The sequence below is a fragment of the Ketobacter sp. MCCC 1A13808 genome (assembly GCF_009746715.1).
In the GTDB taxonomy this organism is placed as follows: Bacteria; Pseudomonadota; Gammaproteobacteria; order Pseudomonadales; family Ketobacteraceae; genus Ketobacter.
On record NZ_VRKW01000004.1, the window covers coordinates 415,002 to 433,309 of the forward strand.

Sequence of the window (18,308 nt, forward strand, 5' to 3'; positions counted from 1 at the left end):
AATGATTTTCAGACTGCGAATAGCAACCTCACTGATAGTATTTTTTTTAATCAACTCGTTTGCAATGGCGCAGCCCCACGATCCCGCGTTGAAACTGCATCTGATACAGACCCAACGCCATCTCGTTGCCGTAATGGCGTACTTTCATTTATATCAGTCCTCAAATGGAGACAAGCAATACACCCGGGCGTTGACTGACCATCTACTTGCCTGTAAAGAACGGCTTGAGCAGTTGCGGGGTGAGCTTAAGCACAAAGGCCTGGAAGCCGAATCCAGCAATATGCAAAGTCAGTGGAATTTCATGGCACAATCACTTAATTCCAGCATGGCCAGCCTCAAACGCGGTGGTTTTCTGGAACAAACAGTGGATGCCCGCTACCGGGAATCCGCAAAGAGCCTGTATACAAGCCTGGTACAACTCAACTCGACCTTGTTTCCGCAGAGCGCGTCCCAAGCCATGCCCGGTTGGGAGCAGTTGGCGCGGCTCAGTTTGCTGATGCAGCAAATGTCATTGCGTTACCTGGACGATAGCTGGATACAGTCAGGCGTACGCGCCGATCTGACATTGGAACAAATGGCATTACTATTTGACCGCCAATTACAGCAACTGGAACACGCACCGCATAGCGATGAAGTCACTGCCACACTCAAAGATGTACGCTCAAAATGGAATATTCTCGGGCGCACCATGGTATCAGACCCAGATCACCCGGTGCCTTTTCTGGTAACCCGTTACGGCGACAATATCGTAGAGCATTTACAAGCGCTGATAGAGGTCAACTAATGCCGGCAGCACTCAATTTTCTTTGATACTGCAAAGGGGTTTCCCCACTCCATTGACGGAAGGCACGAGTAAACGCACTTTGCTCGGAATACCCCAGCAATAACGCAATTTCCGTTAATCTGAGTTTGCGCTCTGCCAGGTATTGTTTTGCCAATTGAAGACGCGTCTGCTTCAACAAGGTCCTGAATTCCAAGCCTTGTTCATACAAACGCCGGTGCAGGGTTCGGCTTGACAATTTCAACAACGAAGCCACCTTCTCCTGGGTTGGCGTACCGCTTTGAATCACTTTGACAATGGCCTGTTGCAGTTGTTGGTAAAATACTTCCTGACGGGGAATCACATCCAACAAAGCTTGAGCCTGCTGGTCTAACAGTTTTTTTAAAGACGGGTCACTGTGCGATACCGGACGCTTGAGATAGTCCAACGGGAAACACAGCATTAACTCCGGCTGTTCAAAGCTGACGGGGCAATCCAGCCAACGCCGGTAATCAATCCCCCCCTGTGGCTGAGCGCCCACAAACTGCACCCGGCAAGGCTGTAAATCATTATTACCGGTGATAATACGCAGATTTTTCACCATCCCCATAATCAACACTTCATCGGACAGCTGGGTCGATATTCCAAATTGCGAACTCCAGTGAATACAAAATTGATCTTGGCTCAGCCGTGTGCTGGCTGTTTCGCCATCGTGCAATAGACGCTGGTAGTGCTCAAAACGCTGCAACGCTTCGGCAACGGTATCGCAGGAAAGGGTCAGATAACCCAGTACGCCCAAGTAAGCCGGCTCGATAGCAAGCCCCAGCTCCAGGCCTATCGGGATCTTCGGCATTAACGCTTGTAGTTGGTCCAAATAACACCACCAGCTACGGAACGTCATGCGGCTGGCCGGGGGGTATTGGCACAGCTGCTTTTGCAATTCGGGTGCGTCCAGCTGCTTTTGCTCGATGAAACGCAACAACAGTGCCGCCAAATCACCACTCACATTCATTTCTGCCAACATCATTGGCTTACTCCACCGGACCTGAAAACGTTAATGCTGGACCCGAGTGGCGGTAATTGTCAAAAAAATGCCTGAAATAGTCAATCCTTACTTTCGGTTACCCTGTAATCTACCCATTCTAAGAGCACCCTACGCAGGTAATTTGCATGTCTGACGTTTTACACGCTGTTTTTTTTGTGCTGATATTCGGCGCCGTATTTGTCGGATTCATTCTGGTGGAATGGGGGTACACTCGCCACAAAGGTCTGAACAGCGTCTATCACTTTAAAGAAACTCTGGCGAACATCGGCACCGGTTTTTCTTACAAAATGGTGGATGGCATTGCCATCGCACTGTTCATACAGGCGTTCTACAGCTGGGTATGGCAGTTTGGATGGCAATGGCGCCCCGAGGCCTCTTTTATCAGTATCCTGATGTTGATTCTGTTGGTGGATTTTTGTTTTTATGTGAATCATATTCTGATGCACAAAACACGCTGGTTTTGGGCCGGACATGTCACTCACCATTCATCCCAACACATGAACTTTTCCACTGCTTTAAGACAAAACTTCATTCACGACCTGAATGGTGGCTGGTTGCTATGGTGGATTCCTGCAGCGTTGGTGGGGTTTGACAAAAACTGGGTGTTGTTAGCGATCGAAGGCAATCTGGTGTATCAATTTTTCCTGCACACCGAACAGGTTAAACGCCTTGGCTGGCTCGAAAAAATATTCAACACACCGTCCCATCACCGGGTTCATCACGGCCGGAATTCCGGGCAAATTGATACTAATTTCGGTGGGATCTTTATTTTTTGGGATCGATTATTCGGTACATTCCGAGACGAGCAAGAGGCAGGGGAAATCGTTTATGGCGTCACGCGAATGCCGGAAAAGCCCTATAATCCGGTCTACCTGCAACTGTTTGAACTCCGATCTTTATGGCAGGATATACGGCACTACCGCGACTGGAAAATTCTGGTCAAACCCCCAGAATACGTGCAACAACACTATTCCGACAATACCCATGCCGACGCGGCAAAGCAGTAAGCACCGGATCGGCTCTTTAGCTTTGCATCAGCTTTTTGAGTAAGTCACATAAAGCTTCGGTTTCCGCAACATCGCCGCGCTCATTCCAGACGATCGCTGCCCCACGGGGCGTTAATTCCAGCTTAAGAAAATCTTCGTTTTGCTGCGCCTGCCATAATTGTATTAATTCAGCTACCAGGGGCGGCTCCTGTTGTTTGATGTCAGCGGCTTCCCAGACTAACGTGCCATCACGGTCTTTGCGCTGTGTCCACTCACCGGTTATTGAAGGCGAAGGCTCGTCTTCCTTAGCCACTAGCTGATAACGAAACCAATGATACTTTTCGATATGGGGGTTTCGCTGTAATAAATGATTGAGTTTTTTGTTGGTTTTTAACGATATAGGCGTCGTTGACACACCGCGTTCCGACGCAGCTTGACGGATACGCGCTTGCCGGCGTTCTTTAGCCGATGGCCTCATAGTCACTATCGGGCCAATTATAAAGAGCATCGCAATTGCGATTAGCACATAGACCAAACCGAACATTCCTTTCTATTGAGTAATGAGTTGTCCCACTTACCCTAGCTGTCCGGTTCGGCTCAAACCAGCGTATGCAAAACAATGCTTGAATTAATACGGCCGGGCATTATCTAATAGATTAGTGTCGGTTGATACCTCCAGATACTTTGTTTTGATAAGGATGATCCCATGAGTCAATATTCACATATATTGTTAGCGGCCGATTTCAATCAGGAATCAGAAGATGTCTCAGCCCGCGCCGCCGCCCTAAAAGACACGTTCTCCGCCACCCTCAGTATTATTCATGTACTGGAGCCCATCTCGATAGCCTATGGGGGCGAATTTCCGGTAGACCTGGGGGATTTACATAAGGAACTTGAAAAACAGGCAGAATCCCAATTAAAAGAGCTGGGAGCGCAGTTAGGTGTTCCCCCTGAACGCCAATATCTGGAAGTGGGTATAACCGAGAAGGAAATTCTCAGAGTCGGAAAAGAAAAGCATGTGGATTTGATTGTGATGGGCAGCCATGGCCGTCATGGTTTGGCGTTGTTATTGGGTTCAACCGCAAACGCTGTGCTGCACCACGCAGAAATTGACGTCCTCGCGGTGCGCATTAAAAAGTCAAAATAAGCCCTGAACGCGTACATCGATGGCAGGTGATTCCAGCTCATCTGTCATCAGTTCCCGCACTTTCTGCAACTGACCCTCCAGCGAATAACTAACGCTGGACGCCATATCCAGAAAGCTCAACAACGCTTTCAGATTAGAATCACCATCACACGCGTCTTTCATTCGTTCCCACAGCGCCTGATTCAGGGTCTGTAATTCCACGTTGAGACTGATCAAGCCCTGCAACTCCCAGTCCGGCCGCTTGCCTTCCCGGTAATTAAAATACTGACGCAATAAATACAGCGCCGTCGAACGAATGATAAAGTCATCCTGGGTGGCAAAGGGTAAATGATTGCGGGCATTGGGTTTTAACTGATGCAGAATGGGGCAATCACTGGTGGCCATTATCAGCCCCATTAACGAACGTAAGCCCTCCTCTAACGAGGTTTGTTTGTAATATTCTCGCTCGGGCGTAACGACGCTGACACCGGATTGCTTGATTGCTGGTAAACCCTGAAAATCGGTCACTACTTTAGCTAAATCGACCGCGGCTGGGCAATATTCACAATCTTTTACCGTTAACGGGCAGTTAGGGCATTGCTTATGCCTGAGTTTGGTCCATTCCGGTATGTCTTCCCGCTTTTGTCTGAAATCAAACTCCCGATCCACATCCACATCGTACTCAAGTGGTTGATTTTCTATGTCAAATCGGTAATGAATGTTCATACTTTACGTCTCTTAACCGGGCTTATTCCGGTATCGCCTGTTTCTTACAGTGTAGACGTGTGCTCCTTGGATGCCACCAGCCGGCCTATAACTTAACCTCTTGATGGTTGATTCAGCGCAGGGGTAAGGCTCTGGCAATATCCCCTACTCTCACCACCCCTGGCTTGGATACCAGCAAATTCTGCCCGAAAAAAACCTGTCCATCCTGTTGACGAAATTGCTTCAAGGTACGAAATACCTCTGGCTGCTTGCTGCCGGTTTCAGGATCAATAGTAGGTATGGCACAACGGGAACAGGGCTTGGCTACTACAAATTCCGCTTCACCGACGATCAGCCGTTGCCAAGTGTCTTCTTGCCAGGGTTGCTCTCCATCCAATACCAAATTGGGACGAAAGCGATTCATCCCAACCGTATACCCCAAGCGGAGGTTAAGGTCTTGCAATGACTCTTCGGTGGTCAGCAGTAGTGGAAAACCATCGGCAAAACTCACCGTTTCCCGGTTTTCTGCATAAGCGGTATCAACCAATCGCCGAGACTGCTCCGGCATAAAGACTAAACGGCAAGGAATGCCCAATTGATTGCTCAGCCACTCGCTCAATTCGGCTCGACCTTCCAAAGCTACGCACTGATCGCGCCAGACCGAAACAGTAACAGGCGTTTCGTAATTAAATTCTCGGGAACTGAACTGCAATTCAGAACCATCAGGAACCGTCAGGGTAACCTGATCCTGATCCATCGACGTGCGGATTAGTGCCATTTTGGCGTATTGCCGCTGCGTTATAAACCGGCCCTGCTCGTCCACCACCATCCAGCGCCGATCCCATTGCGGGCCAAAACGATCAACAGCGTAGGATTGGACTGAAATACCACCCAGAGATTTTACCGGATGAATAAAAAGCTGGGTTACTCTCAAGTTTTCACACTACAAAACTCGGCTTTTCCGAACCAATAACTAAGAATCAGACCGGTCACCTCGACTAATTCTTCGTATAAAGCCGGCTTGGTAAAAAATGTGTTCCCGCCACTCTCATAAGTCATTTTGACGTCTTCATCGGCACTGGAGGTTGTGAAAATAATCACAGGAATATGTTTAAACCTATCGTTCTTTTTTATTTCCTGCAACGCTTCCCGGCCATCCATCTTAGGCATATTCAGATCCAGCATGATCACAACCGGGCAAGGCTGGAGTGAAGGTAGGATTTGCAGTAGTTCATCTCCATCGTTCACGAAAATAATATCGCTCACGCTCATGCCATTGTCCACAAGTGCGTCTCTAATTAGCAATTGATCGTCCAGATCGTCTTCCGCCACGACCAGGAATGGGTGCGACTTCAGTTCAACAGAGGTAGTCATTGGCATTGTGCGGCATTCCTTCGGATGAATGTTATTGTCTAGATGCGTGTTACACTGCGCCGGTCAATTTAAGGTTGGCCGATGCACGCTATTTGCAGCCTTTGTTGTTCACTACCTGCCTGGAACGACGTGCATTAATTGATACCTTACCCTCAATCATAACACAGGATTTATTAATATAGTCATATTGAATCCCATGATATAACTATATTAATATACCGAGACAAAATGACAAAACGTGAATCGACTAAATCCAGATTGATACAACTCCGCGAACTCCTGTCTCTATCGCAAAAGGACTTTTCTGACAGCATAGGGATTACCCAGGGTGCGCTTTCCCGGCTGGAGACCGGAAAATCCAAATTGTCACTGGATACGCTCACTCAAATAAGTCAGGTCTTCAACATCAACTGCAACTGGTTGATTAATGGTCAAGGAAATCAATTTTTGAGCGGTAATAAAAATAATAGTGAAAATGAACGTAAGCAGTCGGTGATCACCCGGGATATCAATGACAGTATTCTGATTCCCATGATTAAAGAGGAGGCTCAAGCCGGATACATCAAAAATTGCCAGGACGTGGAGTACCTGAAAACTTTAGATGTTTATAAAATTCCGGGATACGAGGAAGGCAATTACCGACTGTTTGAAATCAGCGGTGATAGCATGACCCCTACCATCTATCCCAGAGAGATAGTGGTAAGTGAGTTCATTGACGATTGGGATAAAATTGAAAATGGCTCCATCTGTATTGTGATCAGTGAAGAAGGCATTATCGCCAAGCGAGTTTACTTTTATGAAGAGGACAAAGGTTTTCTCATTCTAAAAAGTGATAACGCCGAATTCAAAACCTACTCACTGCCCTTATCGGAGGTTATTGAGCTTTGGAAGATCCAGGCAAAAATCACCAGTGTTTTTGTTAAAAACCACCTGGTTGATGCAAATAAAATGGAAGCGCTCGAATCCGATATTAAGACCCTAAAAGAACAGGTTCAGAAGCTGTCTCAAAAAGTAGAAGAATAGTGTAGGTCTTGCTCTCGAAGGCCTCCTGCACTTAGATTGCCATTGCCCTGCCACACAACACCCGTAAATACCCAACCAGCGGCTCAATTTCTACCCCTCATTTTTTGCCTAATCCCCTGATACAACTAGAATTATTTGAGTGAAGCCAAATTCGATTACCAACGAGCACTGAATGACATCTAGATGTTTCCAAGGAACCCTGCTGGCGGATGCCTTCCTGAATAAAAAGCTTGTCAGGTAGATTAGGTATGACGTCCCGATACCGGATACTCACCTATATATCTGCCCTGGCAATTTCCTTAGCTGTCATTGCTGAACCCACTGACAGTCGCTTTCTAAAGGAAGCGGAAGCACTCTATGGCAAGCAGGGCTCGGATACAGTTCGCCGCTGGAAAGACATGTTGGACAATGCCGGAAAAACGGGGACAAACGAAAAGCTGCTAATGGTAAATGACTTCTTTAACCAAAATGTTGCGTTCCGGAGCGACCAGGAAATCTGGGGCAAATCCGATTATTGGGCAACCCCGCTGCAAACTATGGGTATTCAGCAGGGAGATTGCGAAGACTTTAGCATTGCAAAATACGTGTCGTTACTGAAACTGGGCATCCCCGATGAACAACTGCGCCTGGTTTATGTAAAGGCGGATATTGGCCTATCCAAGCCACAAGCACATATGGTTGTCGCCTATTACACTACACCTACATCAGAACCGTTCATATTAGATAATTTGAGCACTGAAATACGCCCGGCCTCTCAACGATCTGATCTGGTACCTGTATTCAGTTTTAACAGCAACGGATTATGGATTGGCAATGACAGTAAAGCGAAAGCGAATAAACCGGAAACAAGACTCTCCAGATGGCGGGATGTATTGCTGAGAATGCGGGCAGAGGGACTTGATACATTATGAACATTGGTTGGATGATATAAGTTATGTCACTACACAAACAGCTTTGGATATCTATTTTAGCAATGATGTCAGCCGCTTTCATCGGCAGTTTTTTTGTTAGCAGCCTTTCTGCAAAGTACTACCTTGAAGAACAGCTATTCAGAAGCAATATCGATAATGTAACCTCCATTGCACTGTCCTTGAGTCAAACTGCTGATGACCACATGACCTCTGAATTAGTGATTAACTCTCAATTTGATATCGGGCACTACCAATTCATAAAGTTGGATTTTGTTGACGGTAGCTCTATCAATGTAGAAGCAGATAATAGTGATTTTAAAGAAGCCCCCAAGTGGCTTATGAAATTATTCCCTATCAGTATTCAACCCGGTATTGCTCAAGTAAATGACGGCTGGAAGCAAATTGGCACCCTTTCGTTAAGCAGTCAAACCCGGTTCGGATATAAACAGCTTTGGAATAACACAAAGCGCCTCACTTACTATTTTTTGGCGGTATCCGTTCTGTGCGGAATCATCGGTTCGCTTCTACTTAAGATTATCATACGACCTCTAAATAGAACCGTTGAGCATGCGCAAGCCATCGGAGAAAGACGGTTTATTACTACTCAGGAACCCCGCACAACCGAATTCAAAGAAGTGGTTCGATCAATGAATAAGTTGTCTGCCCATGTTCGAAAGATGCTGGATGATGAATCGAAAAAGCTGGATAGCTGGCGCAAGGATATGCAACACGACACGATAACCGGCATTCTTAACAGAGAACCGGTACTCGGACACCTCCGCGCCTATTTACAGAATGACGACGACAGCGCATACGGCGCACTCATTACAATACGTATCAGTGACCTGTTCAGTCTGAATAAAACCGAAGGCCGCCAAACGATGGACGCCATGCTAAAACGCTTTGGCGCAGTACTCCAGCGAGAGTGCGAGGACAGGGTCAGCGGTAAGGCGGTGGCCGGTAGATTGAACGGATCGGATTTTCTTATCATTATCCCCGGTGACAACGTCCCACCAGAATCCGGAAAAGAAATTTTGACCATGTTGCTTCAGGTGTGCCGCGAACTTGGTCTGCCTAACGTCAAGTTGCTCGGGTCGTGCACCAGCTACCACTTCGGAGAAACCATCAGCACCCTGCTTACCCGCTTAGACAGCGTATTAGAAAGTGCAGGAAACGATGACACGGATAGTTGTATATACGTCCCATCTCGTGTGGTGTCTGAAAATGAACGGACGGAGAAAGTTGATTGGAACGGGTTGCTGCAAAGTGCACTTAACGACAAAAGGCTCACGCTTGAACGTTTCCCGGTCGTAAGCATTAGCAACCGGTTGATGCACTATGAAACACCGGCTCGCTTGCAAAGTGAAAATGGCCAATTGCTGATGGCGGGGGAATTCATGCCCCATATCAGCCGCCTGGGATTGGCGCCGCAGCTCGATTTGGTTGTAGTCGAACTCGCACTGGATATGATAGAGAAACAAGGTGAACACATCGGGATCAACTTATCAGCTGGCTTGCTTTCTGATCTAGGCGCCATACGGCAATTAGTCGACATGTTGGAGCGTTTTGGAAATAAAGTTGAGTTACTGTGGCTCGAAGTACCTGAATTCGGCGTTTTCCAGAATCTGGAACGGTTTCGCTATTTGTGTCAGCTATTAAAACCCCTGAGATGCGTAATAGGAATTGAACACGTATCTCAGGAAGTTACCCGGATCGGAGAACTTCACGACTTGGGCCTGGATTACGTCAAAATTGACAGGTCGTTGATACACGATATCGATACCAGTGTGCCTTACCAGGTATTTTTAAGAGGCTTCTGCACCATCCTTCATTCGATTGGATTGAAGGCAATAGCGGAAGGTGTCACAACCGAGGCTGAGTGGGAAGCCTTGAAGAAATTGGGGATAGACGGCGGTACAGGCACGTTTTTCCCCAAGGATTTTAAAGAGTAATCGGATAGTCAGATGCATCCACTATTTTACAGTTAAAAGAATCCTTCATCTTCGTCTGATAATAGGTCCAGCTGCCCGGTTACTTTATTTCTAAGTGTTTGCCGTATTCTGACTTTAGCCTGCGCTTCAGAAGGCAGGTCGGTAAATCGGATGTAGTTTTTTGCTATCAACACATCAATCAAATCCTCGACGACGCGTATAAAGCCTAAGTCCGTCTCGCCCATCAAACCCTGTTGCTGAGTTAGCTGATACATAAAGCTTTTTAACTGGATATCATCATTTTCAATCTCTTCAGAAAAGTACTCGTCCCGCTGTTGGCAAACAGCAACGATGGCACCGGATTCATCTCTTTTAACAAAGGGCATCACGTTTTCCTTCATATCTCAGCTGCACGAATTAGAGGTCAGTTAAAAGCTTTCCGCTATTAATCAAATCCTGAATAATTGCATTTTGATCACCGCCGAACTGTGAAACCAAATCTACACCACTGAGCTCAATCGTCTGGTCTTCTGAAATGGCATTATAGACACCGTCACTAAAACCGCCTGTACTACTGACATGTACGATGGTATTACCGCCCTGCTCTTCAACATATAAATATTCAGTCAGGCTGGACTCAGATTCATCCACCAACAAATCCCTTAAATCAAGTACATCGGAAGATTCAAAATCGGTCACAACATCAGTCGATACCACCCCGAGAATCCCTCCGTCATTGAGTTCCCAGGCAAAAATATCCGATCCGAGCCCGCCGGTTAATGTGTCTTCACCGGTACCACCAATCAGCAGGTCATCGTCATCGCCACCATCAAGCGTGTCGTCACCCGCTCCGCCTACCAGAGCATCGGAACCTGACTGCCCATAAAGCGCATCATCAGTAGACCCCCCCACGAGAATTTCATCGTCTTCGGTGCCTATAATGGGATTGCCGTCTCCAACAGAATGAATATCCACTTTTGTGCTATCGGAATGGCCGTCATCTTCAAGCGTGTACTCAAATCCGAGATCTGGACCTTCATAATTAGCATTCGACGTATCAATGGACATATATAATTGATAATCGGTTGAGCTGGCGTCTGCTGTTGTTATCTGCACAAAATACTCGCCAGTGTCTCCTGCTGTATATCCACCCCAAGGCTGACCGTTGTCGTCGATCGTTTCGAGATAAACGCCAGCAGCGTCATAGACATTGATTTGTACTGTTGAACTAGCGCCATCAATATCAAACCAAATAAATTCACCCTCAGCTAATGAGATTTTCAACCAATCCTGATCGGAGCCACTGATGAGGCCGTTGTTTTCCAGCCTGCCAGTGTACGCTGCACTGTATCCACTCGTATCAAGCCCGGCAAGTGAAGAACCGTCTGCACCGAAATAGGATCGGGTAAAATCGAAAGCATTTGCAATCGAATTATTAAGTCCAATCGTTTCACTATCCCCACCCTGCTCGCTTATTTGAGTTGCAACAGCACTAAAATCCGATTCACTGAGCGGTGCATTCGCGCTTTCTACAATGAATTCCGTCGCGCCCGATCGTGACACTGAACCGCCAATAGGGTTGTCAACGGAAGCAACCTCAGCACTAATCCCGGCAGTATCATTGAATAACAACGCTTTGTCCGGAATCACAATAACAGAACCATCCTCAACGTTGGTCAGGAGTGTGTCACGATTCGCATCCAACGCTGGTGTATATTCCAGATTGATTGTTAAGTCTGCTGTGATGGAATCACCGTCTCCATCAATAGCTGTAATGGTAAATACCTCTTGTTCGCCCACGGTCGTTTCGTCATAACCGACCTGATAGAAATATTCACCACTCACATAGTTCACAGTGAGCTTACCACCCAAGGCTGTGTTCACTACGACACTATCACTCACTCCCGGATTGTAGGTATATGTCTGCCCATCTATGACCACACTTTGAATGTAGCCACCATCGGCTCCGACATACAAACCTGCAGCGCCTTCACCAGCCAATATAGATATAGACCCGGAAATAATACCGGTATCCAGTGTGCTCAACAGTGTGGTAGCCAGTCCGTTGGCGTCAGAAACCTGGATAGCATAGTCTTCCACACCGTCGCCGTTGTAATCGACATTAGGGTAAGCGATTGGCTCAAGCGAATCGACGCTAACCCTTCCGATACCGATACCAAAGGACATATCTACGTTGTTGTCATCAAGGAACGTTTCCCAAGTAGTTTGCTGTGCACCTGACACGCCATAATTGTTGGTCGGCTCACCATCTGAAATAAAGTAGACCAGCGTCTTGTCCCCTGCTGGGGGAGCAAAATCATTCATCACCTCATCAAGAGCTGTACTGTAATGAGTACCTCCGTTCGGAGTTACTCCTGACAAATACTCATTGGCTCCATTCAAATCATCAGTGTACCACTGGGAACTAGTCACGTTATCAGAAAAATCGACGATCTGGATGTTGACATTCCCTATAACGTCATAAGACTCAAACAACTGTTCTAATGCATCTCTGGCTATGTCCATTCGTACACTATCGGGATCAAATCCATTTGCATTACTGTTTCGTCCATTGACATCCCATCCCATACTGCCGGATCGGTCTAACACGATTACCAGATTATATGTTTGAGCGGCACCATCTGAGGAAAGCGTTTTCTCTGTATCATTGCTGATAGGAGCGTCATCAACAATATTGATAGTTAGCTCACTGCTGCTTGAAGCGGTTCCATTGCTAAGTGTGTAGCCGAAAACCTCACTGGAGTCATCGCCCGATAAATTATTCGAGTCGATGGTATATTCATAATCCCCCGCTTTAACATTATTGGCCGCATCATCCCGGGTATACACAATCAATGAACCTTGCGGTGAATCAACAAATATTCTTCCGGCACTATCCGGTGTGTAAGTAACACCATCGAACACGATTTCAGTGATACTGGTTTCTGCTGATACTGCCTCATCGTTATCCAGTAAGTTGCCTTCGCTGGTAGCAGAGCGAACTCCATACTCAGTGCCAGATTGGAGTGATGATTCATACGCAGTATTGGTGTCAGCTACGGCCACTGAAAGTGCACTGTGATCTACCACCAGCTCTGCACTCGAAGTATCTCCGTCTGCATCGATTATGGTGTAATTGAATGATTCGCTGAATTCAGGGTCAGTCACATATTCCAAACTGGTAATATTATAATCATCATTGTTATCTGATGCACTCATCACCAGATACTGAAATGCTGATTCGGTGTTGACCTGAACCTGCGTGGTACCTCCAGCAAAGATTCCTGAATCAACCAAATTGAAGTTCGAGTCGTAGGCATACCAAACCCCGCCATCATCTGCAGACACTGCTCCCAATGTCACCGTCGCTGACAACGCGGACTCTGTCAAATCGATAGCGATGGCTTCAGCATTACCGTAACGCTGATCTAATTGAGTGCTTTGGTCGAAGAATGTATTTGAATTCATGCCTAGACCTGCGCCGTTTTGATACATGATATTCCCGGTACCATCAGCAGCAGATAGGTTGAGTCTGTTTCCATTAGTAAAGCTGGTGCCCGCTTGAAAACCATAGAGATTGACGCCACTCCAGGTCCCTAAATTACCTCCGCCAACTGTAGTGGCTTCAAGCGAGGAGGTTGATTCATAGGAATACGTTCCGTCCCTGTTTACCGTTAAGGTTCCATATTCCGCGTCTATCGTGATCTGGTTATTAGCATCGAATGTTGAGTAGTTAACACCATTAAATTCAACCGAGTGGACTGTGGTAGCGTCCTGACCAATATTGTCTGCGCCATTCCCGCCCTCTCCGCTTATTAGATTACCGTTGGTCGTATTCCCATAGCCCACGCTGTCCGCATCATTCACTGCGTTTGGAGCTGTGTCACTTACATCAATGGTTACTGCCGTCCAGGCAGATTCAGAATTGCCATCACCAATGCGATATACAAAACTATCCTGCTGTTGATCTGACAGCGAATGATCGACGGATGCCGGTGGCTGATACGAAAACGATCCATCTGCATTGAGAGTCACGGTTCCGCCGAGCTCTGTGGTTACCGTATTAGTGCCGTTTACAGTTTGCGCTCCGGACCCGCTCGCATTGGTAGCGAATGAGGTAACGACCATCCAATCCGATTCAGGATCTGAATCATTGGCCAGTACGCCGTTCGATGAGGCTACTGTTAGGTTAAGGCCTTCTGTAGTGGAATAACTGTCAGATCCTGTTTCCGGTGCTTCATTAACACGGATTATATTTGATACGCCAGTATCATTCGCTGTTTTCCCACCTGCACTAACTTCAACCGTAATATCCAGTTCCGATAAGTTGAGTGAGTCATTGTTTATTGCATCCACGCCATTCTGAGTTAGCTGAATTTCGTTGCCAACCAACACAAAATAGTTATTCGTGTCATTGAGCAATTGGTGGCTTAGCGTGTCATTTCCTGGATCGGAAGAAGCGAATGTCGCAATAACATCACCAACGCTTACCGCTTCCTCAGTAACTGTTAAATTGGTAATTGTTATAGTGGGCGGCAAATCAACAATAGAAGTGTTCGCAGGCGAACCATCTACGATTAGATTTTCGAAATTGCCGCCAGCAGTTGATTCGATTGACGCGTCTTGTTCGTCGCCACCACCTGCAACAACATCGACTGTACCGGAGGTTTGGCCTGCTGCAATGTTAATCACTTCGCCATTACTCAATGTAACGGTCATTGCCGTATCGGCCGGGTTATCTAAAGAGGCTGTGTAGGTAATTGTGCCACCTTCACTGACTGTATCGGTTGCAGTAAGTGTTAGATTGGTTTCATCCGCATCATCATTAATCGTGGTCGTTGCAGCATCGCTGTCTGCTACCAGATTCTCAAAATTACCACCGCTGGCAGAATCAATGGCCGCACTGGCTGTATCGCCGCCGCCATAAACATCGTCACTCGCGATAACATCAACGGTACCGGAAGTGGCTCCTGCAGCGATACTGATTACTTGCCCATTATTCAACGTAACCGTCATCGCGGTACCAGCCGGGTTATCCAGGTTGGCGGTATACGTAATCGTGCCACCTTCACTGACTGTATCCGAGGCAGTCAAAGTCAGATTAGTCACATCACCGTCGTCTGTGATGGACGTTGTTGCCGCATTGGTATCGGCTACCAGGTTTTCAAAACCGCCACCATCGGTTGAGGTGATGGCAGCTGCAGAAGAATCACCACCGGCATAAACATCATCGCTGGCTGTTGCATCTATGGTTCCGCTCACAGCACCGGCTGCAATTGAGATTACAAGACCGTTGCTTAGCGTGACCGTCATCGCGCTGGCCGCTGGGTTGTCTAGCGTAGCCGTGTAGGTGATGGTGCCACCTTCAGCCACCGTATCGGTCGCTGACAGGATAACGTTGGTTGTGTCTGCATCATCGTTTATTGTGGTCGTTGCAGGGGTTGCATCGACAATCAAGTTCTCGAAGTTGCCACCGTTAGTAGAGATAATCGTTGCTGATGCAGTGTCACCACCCGCGTAGGCATCATCGCTTGCAATTACATCGACTGTTCCGGACGTATCGCCCGCTGCGATGTTAATCACTTCACCATTACTCAGAGTAACCGTCATCGCCGTGTCGGCTGGGTTATCCAGCGTAGCCGTGTAGGTAATCGTGCCACCTTCGTTAACCGTGTCAGTCGCAGACAATGTCAGGTTCGATTCATCCGCATCGTCGCTGATCGTGGTGGTTGCTGGAGTTGTATCGACAACCAGGTTCTCGAAGTTTCCACCGCTGGTAGAAACTATTGTGGCAGAAGCCGTATCGCCACCAGCATAGACATCGTCACTCGCGACAACATCGACCGTGCCGGATGTTGCTCCAGCAGCGATGCTAATTACTTGACCATTACTCAAAGTAACGGTCATTGCCGTGTCGGCTGGGTTATCCAGCGTAGCCGTGTACGTGATGGTGCCGCCTTCAGTTACTGTGTCAGTCGCTGCCAGTGTCAGATTGGTTTCATCTGCATCATCATTGATCGTGGTCGTTGCAGCATCACTGTCTGCTACCAGATTCTCAAAATTACCACCGCTGACAGAATCAATGGCCGCACTGGCTGTATCGCCGCCGCCATAAACATCATCGCTTGCGATAACATCAACGGTACCGGAAGTGGCTCCTGCAGCTATACTGATTACTTGTCCATTACTCAAAGTAACGGTCATCGCGGTACCAGCAGGATTATCCAGCGTAGCTGTGTAGGTAATTGTGCCACCTTCGCTAACCGTGTCAGTCGCTGACAATGTCAGACTGGTTTCATCCGCATCATCATTGATGGTCGTGGTTGCAGCATCGCTATCTGCTACCAGATTCTCAAAATTTCCACCGCTGACAGAATCAATGGCTGCACTGGCTGTATCGCCGCCACCATAGACATCATCGCTTGCGATAACATCAACGGTACCGGAAGTGGCTCCTGCAGCGATACTGATTACTTGTCCATTATTCAACGTGACCGTCATCGCGGTGCCAGCCGGGTTATCCAGGGTGGCGGTGTACGTGATCGTGCCACCTTCGCTGACTGTATCTGAGGCAGTCAGAGTCAGATTAGTCACATCACCGTCGTCTGTGATGGACGTAGTTGCCGCACTGGTATCGGCAACCAGATTTTCAAAACCACCACCTTCGGTTGCGGTGATGGCGGCGGAAGCAGAATCACCACCCGCATAAACATCATCGCTGGCTGTTGCATCTATAGTTCCGCTCACGGTACCGGCTGCAATTGAGATTACAAGACCGTTGCTTAGCGTGACCGTCATCGCGCTGGCCGCTGGGTTGTCTAGCGTGGCCGTGTACGTGATAGTGCCACCTTCGCTGACCGTATCAGTCGCTGACAGGGTAACGTTGGTCGCGTCTGCATCGTCGTTAATCGTGGTCGTTGCCGGGGTATCATCGACAATCAAGTTCTCGAAGTTCCCACCGCTGGTTGACGTGATCGCTGCCGAAGCGGTATCGCCGCCCGCATAAGCATCATCGCTTGCAATAACATCGACTGTTCCGGACGTATCGCCCGCTGCGATGTTAATCACTTCACCATTACTCAAGGTAACGGTCATTGCCGTATCGGCTGGGTTATCCAGCGTGGCCGTGTACGTGATGGTTCCGCCTTCAGCCACCGTGTCGGTTGCAGACAGGGTAACGTTGGTTGTGTCTACATCATCATTGATCGTGGTCGTTGCTGGAGTTGCATCGACAACCAAGTTCTCGAAGTTCCCACCGCTGGTTGACGTAATCGATGCCGAAGCGGCATCGCCGCCCGCGTACACATCGTCGCTTGCGACAACATCGACGGTGCCGGTAGTCTCGCCGGCTGCAATATTAATGACTTCGCCGTTGCTCAGAGTTACCGTCATCGCCGTGTCGGCTGGGTTATCCAGCGTAGCCGTGTAGGTAATCGTGCCACCTTCGCTGACCGTATCAGTCGCTGACAGGGTAACGTTGGTTGTGTCTGCATCGTCGTTTATTGTGGTCGTTGCCGGGGTCTCATCGACAACCAGATTTTCGAAGTTCCCGCCACTGGTTGACGTGATCGCTGCCGAAGCGGTATCGCCGCCTGCATAAACATCGTCGCTTGCAATTACATCGACTGTTCCGGACGTATCGCCCGCTGCGATGTTAATCACTTCACCATTACTCAAGGTAACGGTCATTGCCGTATCGGCTGGGTTATCCAGCGTGGCCGTGTACGTGATGGTTCCGCCTTCAGCCACCGTGTCGGTTGCAGACAGGGTAACGTTGGTTGTGTCTACATCATCATTGATCGTGGTGGTTGCTGGAGTTGCATCGACAACCAAGTTCTCGAAGTTCCCACCGCTGGTTGACGTAATCGATGCCGAAGCGGTATCGCCGCCCGCATAAGCATCATCGCTTGCAATTACATCGACTGTTCCGGACGTATCGCCCGCTGCGATGCTGATCACTTCGCCATTACTTAAGGTAACGGTCATTGCCGTATCGGCCGGGTTATCCAACGTAGCCGTATAGGTGATCGTGCCGCCTTCAGTTACTGTGTCAGTCGCTGACAATGTCAGGTTCGATTCATCCGCATCGTCGCTGATCGTGGTGGATGCCGGAGCATTATCGACGACCAGGTTCTCGAAGTTCCCACCGCTGGTTGAAGCTATCGTGGCGGAAGCCGTATCACCGCCACTATAAACATCGTCACTCGCGACAACATCGACGGTGCCGGTAGTCTCGCCGACTGCAATATTGATGACTTCGCCGTTGCTCAGAGTAACCGTCATCGCCGTGTCGGCCGGGTTATCTAAAGAGGCTGTGTAGGTAATAGTGCCACCTTCACTGACTGTATCGGTTGCAGTAAGCGTTAGATTGGTTTCATCCGCATCATCATTAATCGTGGTCGTTGCAGCATCGCTGTCTGCTACCAGATTCTCAAAATTACCACCGC

The 18,308-nt window shown here is 48.1% G+C and carries 13 protein-coding genes; 6 read left to right on the forward strand and 7 right to left on the reverse strand.

All coding sequences use genetic code 11. The features are described 5' to 3' along the window. Position 1: 1 nt before the first annotated feature. Positions 2 to 784 (forward strand): hypothetical protein, encoded by a 783-nt coding sequence (locus FT643_RS11175; protein ID WP_156871465.1) that lies wholly within the window; start codon positions 2 to 4, stop codon positions 782 to 784. Here the strand turns inward: FT643_RS11175 and FT643_RS11180 are convergent. Continuing rightward, positions 777 to 1,787: an AraC family transcriptional regulator gene (locus FT643_RS11180; protein WP_156871466.1), complete on the reverse strand. Its 1,011-nt coding sequence runs from the start codon at positions 1,785 to 1,787 to the stop codon at positions 777 to 779. The genes FT643_RS11175 and FT643_RS11180 overlap by 8 nt on opposite strands. Before the next feature lie 143 nt (positions 1,788 to 1,930). Between FT643_RS11180 and FT643_RS11185 the strand changes: the two genes are divergently transcribed. Next, complete coding sequence (locus FT643_RS11185) at positions 1,931 to 2,812, forward strand: sterol desaturase family protein (RefSeq protein ID WP_156871467.1); 882 nt, start codon at positions 1,931 to 1,933, stop codon at positions 2,810 to 2,812. Positions 2,813 to 2,828: 16 nt separating this feature from the next. Here the strand turns inward: FT643_RS11185 and FT643_RS11190 are convergent, their stop codons facing one another. Continuing rightward, the gene (locus tag FT643_RS11190) at positions 2,829 to 3,326 is read right to left on the reverse strand and encodes a hypothetical protein (RefSeq protein ID WP_156871468.1); all 498 of its coding nucleotides are present in this window, start codon (positions 3,324 to 3,326) and stop codon (positions 2,829 to 2,831) included. A gap of 171 nt (positions 3,327 to 3,497) precedes the next feature. Here FT643_RS11190 and FT643_RS11195 point away from each other — a divergent pair, with 171 nt between their 5' ends. After that, positions 3,498 to 3,938 carry a universal stress protein gene (locus FT643_RS11195; RefSeq protein ID WP_156871469.1) on the forward strand — a complete coding sequence of 147 codons (441 nt, stop codon included), beginning with the start codon at positions 3,498 to 3,500 and terminating at the stop codon, positions 3,936 to 3,938. Here FT643_RS11195 and FT643_RS11200 read toward each other — a convergent pair. The 3 genes from FT643_RS11200 to FT643_RS11210 all read right to left on the reverse strand — a co-directional run bounded on the left by FT643_RS11200 (position 3,930) and on the right by FT643_RS11210 (position 6,002). Beyond that, the gene (locus tag FT643_RS11200) at positions 3,930 to 4,643 is read right to left on the reverse strand and encodes a DUF6901 family protein (protein ID WP_156871470.1); all 714 of its coding nucleotides are present in this window, start codon (positions 4,641 to 4,643) and stop codon (positions 3,930 to 3,932) included. The genes FT643_RS11195 and FT643_RS11200 overlap by 9 nt on opposite strands. Positions 4,644 to 4,755: 112 nt before the next feature. Beyond that, entirely contained in the window at positions 4,756 to 5,556 is an 801-nt protein-coding gene (locus FT643_RS11205; RefSeq protein WP_156871471.1) for an MOSC domain-containing protein, read from the reverse strand. Next, the gene (locus tag FT643_RS11210; RefSeq protein WP_198043490.1) at positions 5,553 to 6,002 is read right to left on the reverse strand and encodes a response regulator; all 450 of its coding nucleotides are present in this window, start codon (positions 6,000 to 6,002) and stop codon (positions 5,553 to 5,555) included. The genes FT643_RS11205 and FT643_RS11210 overlap by 4 nt, the downstream gene beginning before the upstream one ends. Positions 6,003 to 6,224: 222 nt before the next feature. On the opposite strand from FT643_RS11210, the gene FT643_RS11215 reads away from it, so the two are divergent. The 3 genes from FT643_RS11215 (at position 6,225) to FT643_RS11225 (ending at position 9,882) form a co-directional block, all read left to right on the forward strand. After that, positions 6,225 to 7,019 (forward strand): XRE family transcriptional regulator, encoded by a 795-nt coding sequence (locus FT643_RS11215; RefSeq protein WP_156871472.1) that lies wholly within the window; start codon positions 6,225 to 6,227, stop codon positions 7,017 to 7,019. A 248-nt stretch (positions 7,020 to 7,267) separates the two neighbouring features. Next, positions 7,268 to 7,930 carry a transglutaminase-like cysteine peptidase gene (locus tag FT643_RS11220; protein ID WP_198043491.1) on the forward strand — a complete coding sequence of 221 codons (663 nt, stop codon included), beginning with the start codon at positions 7,268 to 7,270 and terminating at the stop codon, positions 7,928 to 7,930. Between the two features lie 23 nt (positions 7,931 to 7,953). Further along, entirely contained in the window at positions 7,954 to 9,882 is a 1,929-nt protein-coding gene (locus FT643_RS11225) for a bifunctional diguanylate cyclase/phosphodiesterase (RefSeq protein WP_156871473.1), read from the forward strand. 32 nt (positions 9,883 to 9,914) lie between these two features. Here the strand turns inward: FT643_RS11225 and FT643_RS11230 are convergent, their stop codons facing one another. Both FT643_RS11230 and FT643_RS11235 read right to left on the reverse strand, forming a co-directional pair. Beyond that, positions 9,915 to 10,247 carry a tryptophan synthase subunit beta like protein gene (locus FT643_RS11230; RefSeq protein WP_156871474.1) on the reverse strand — a complete coding sequence of 111 codons (333 nt, stop codon included), beginning with the start codon at positions 10,245 to 10,247 and terminating at the stop codon, positions 9,915 to 9,917. A gap of 31 nt (positions 10,248 to 10,278) precedes the next feature. Beyond that, positions 10,279 to 18,308: immunoglobulin-like domain-containing protein (locus tag FT643_RS11235; RefSeq protein ID WP_156871475.1), on the reverse strand; the 8,030-nt coding region annotated here is incomplete at its 5' end.

Bases quoted from the DNA above. Each gene is read 5' to 3' on its own strand.
- FT643_RS11210 (WP_198043490.1), bottom strand. From the start codon at position 6,002: ATGCCAATGACTACCTCTGTTGAACTGAAGTCGCACCCATTCCTGGTC.
- FT643_RS11185 (WP_156871467.1), top strand. From the start codon at position 1,931: ATGTCTGACGTTTTACACGCTGTTTTTTTTGTGCTGATATTCGGCGCC.
- FT643_RS11180 (WP_156871466.1), bottom strand. From the start codon at position 1,787: ATGATGTTGGCAGAAATGAATGTGAGTGGTGATTTGGCGGCACTGTTG.
- FT643_RS11200 (WP_156871470.1), bottom strand. From the start codon at position 4,643: ATGAACATTCATTACCGATTTGACATAGAAAATCAACCACTTGAGTAC.
- FT643_RS11230 (WP_156871474.1), bottom strand. From the start codon at position 10,247: ATGCCCTTTGTTAAAAGAGATGAATCCGGTGCCATCGTTGCTGTTTGC.
- FT643_RS11220 (WP_198043491.1), top strand. From the start codon at position 7,268: ATGACGTCCCGATACCGGATACTCACCTATATATCTGCCCTGGCAATT.
- FT643_RS11175 (WP_156871465.1), top strand. From the start codon at position 2: ATGATTTTCAGACTGCGAATAGCAACCTCACTGATAGTATTTTTTTTA.
- FT643_RS11195 (WP_156871469.1), top strand. From the start codon at position 3,498: ATGAGTCAATATTCACATATATTGTTAGCGGCCGATTTCAATCAGGAA.
- FT643_RS11215 (WP_156871472.1), top strand. From the start codon at position 6,225: ATGACAAAACGTGAATCGACTAAATCCAGATTGATACAACTCCGCGAA.
- FT643_RS11225 (WP_156871473.1), top strand. From the start codon at position 7,954: ATGTCACTACACAAACAGCTTTGGATATCTATTTTAGCAATGATGTCA.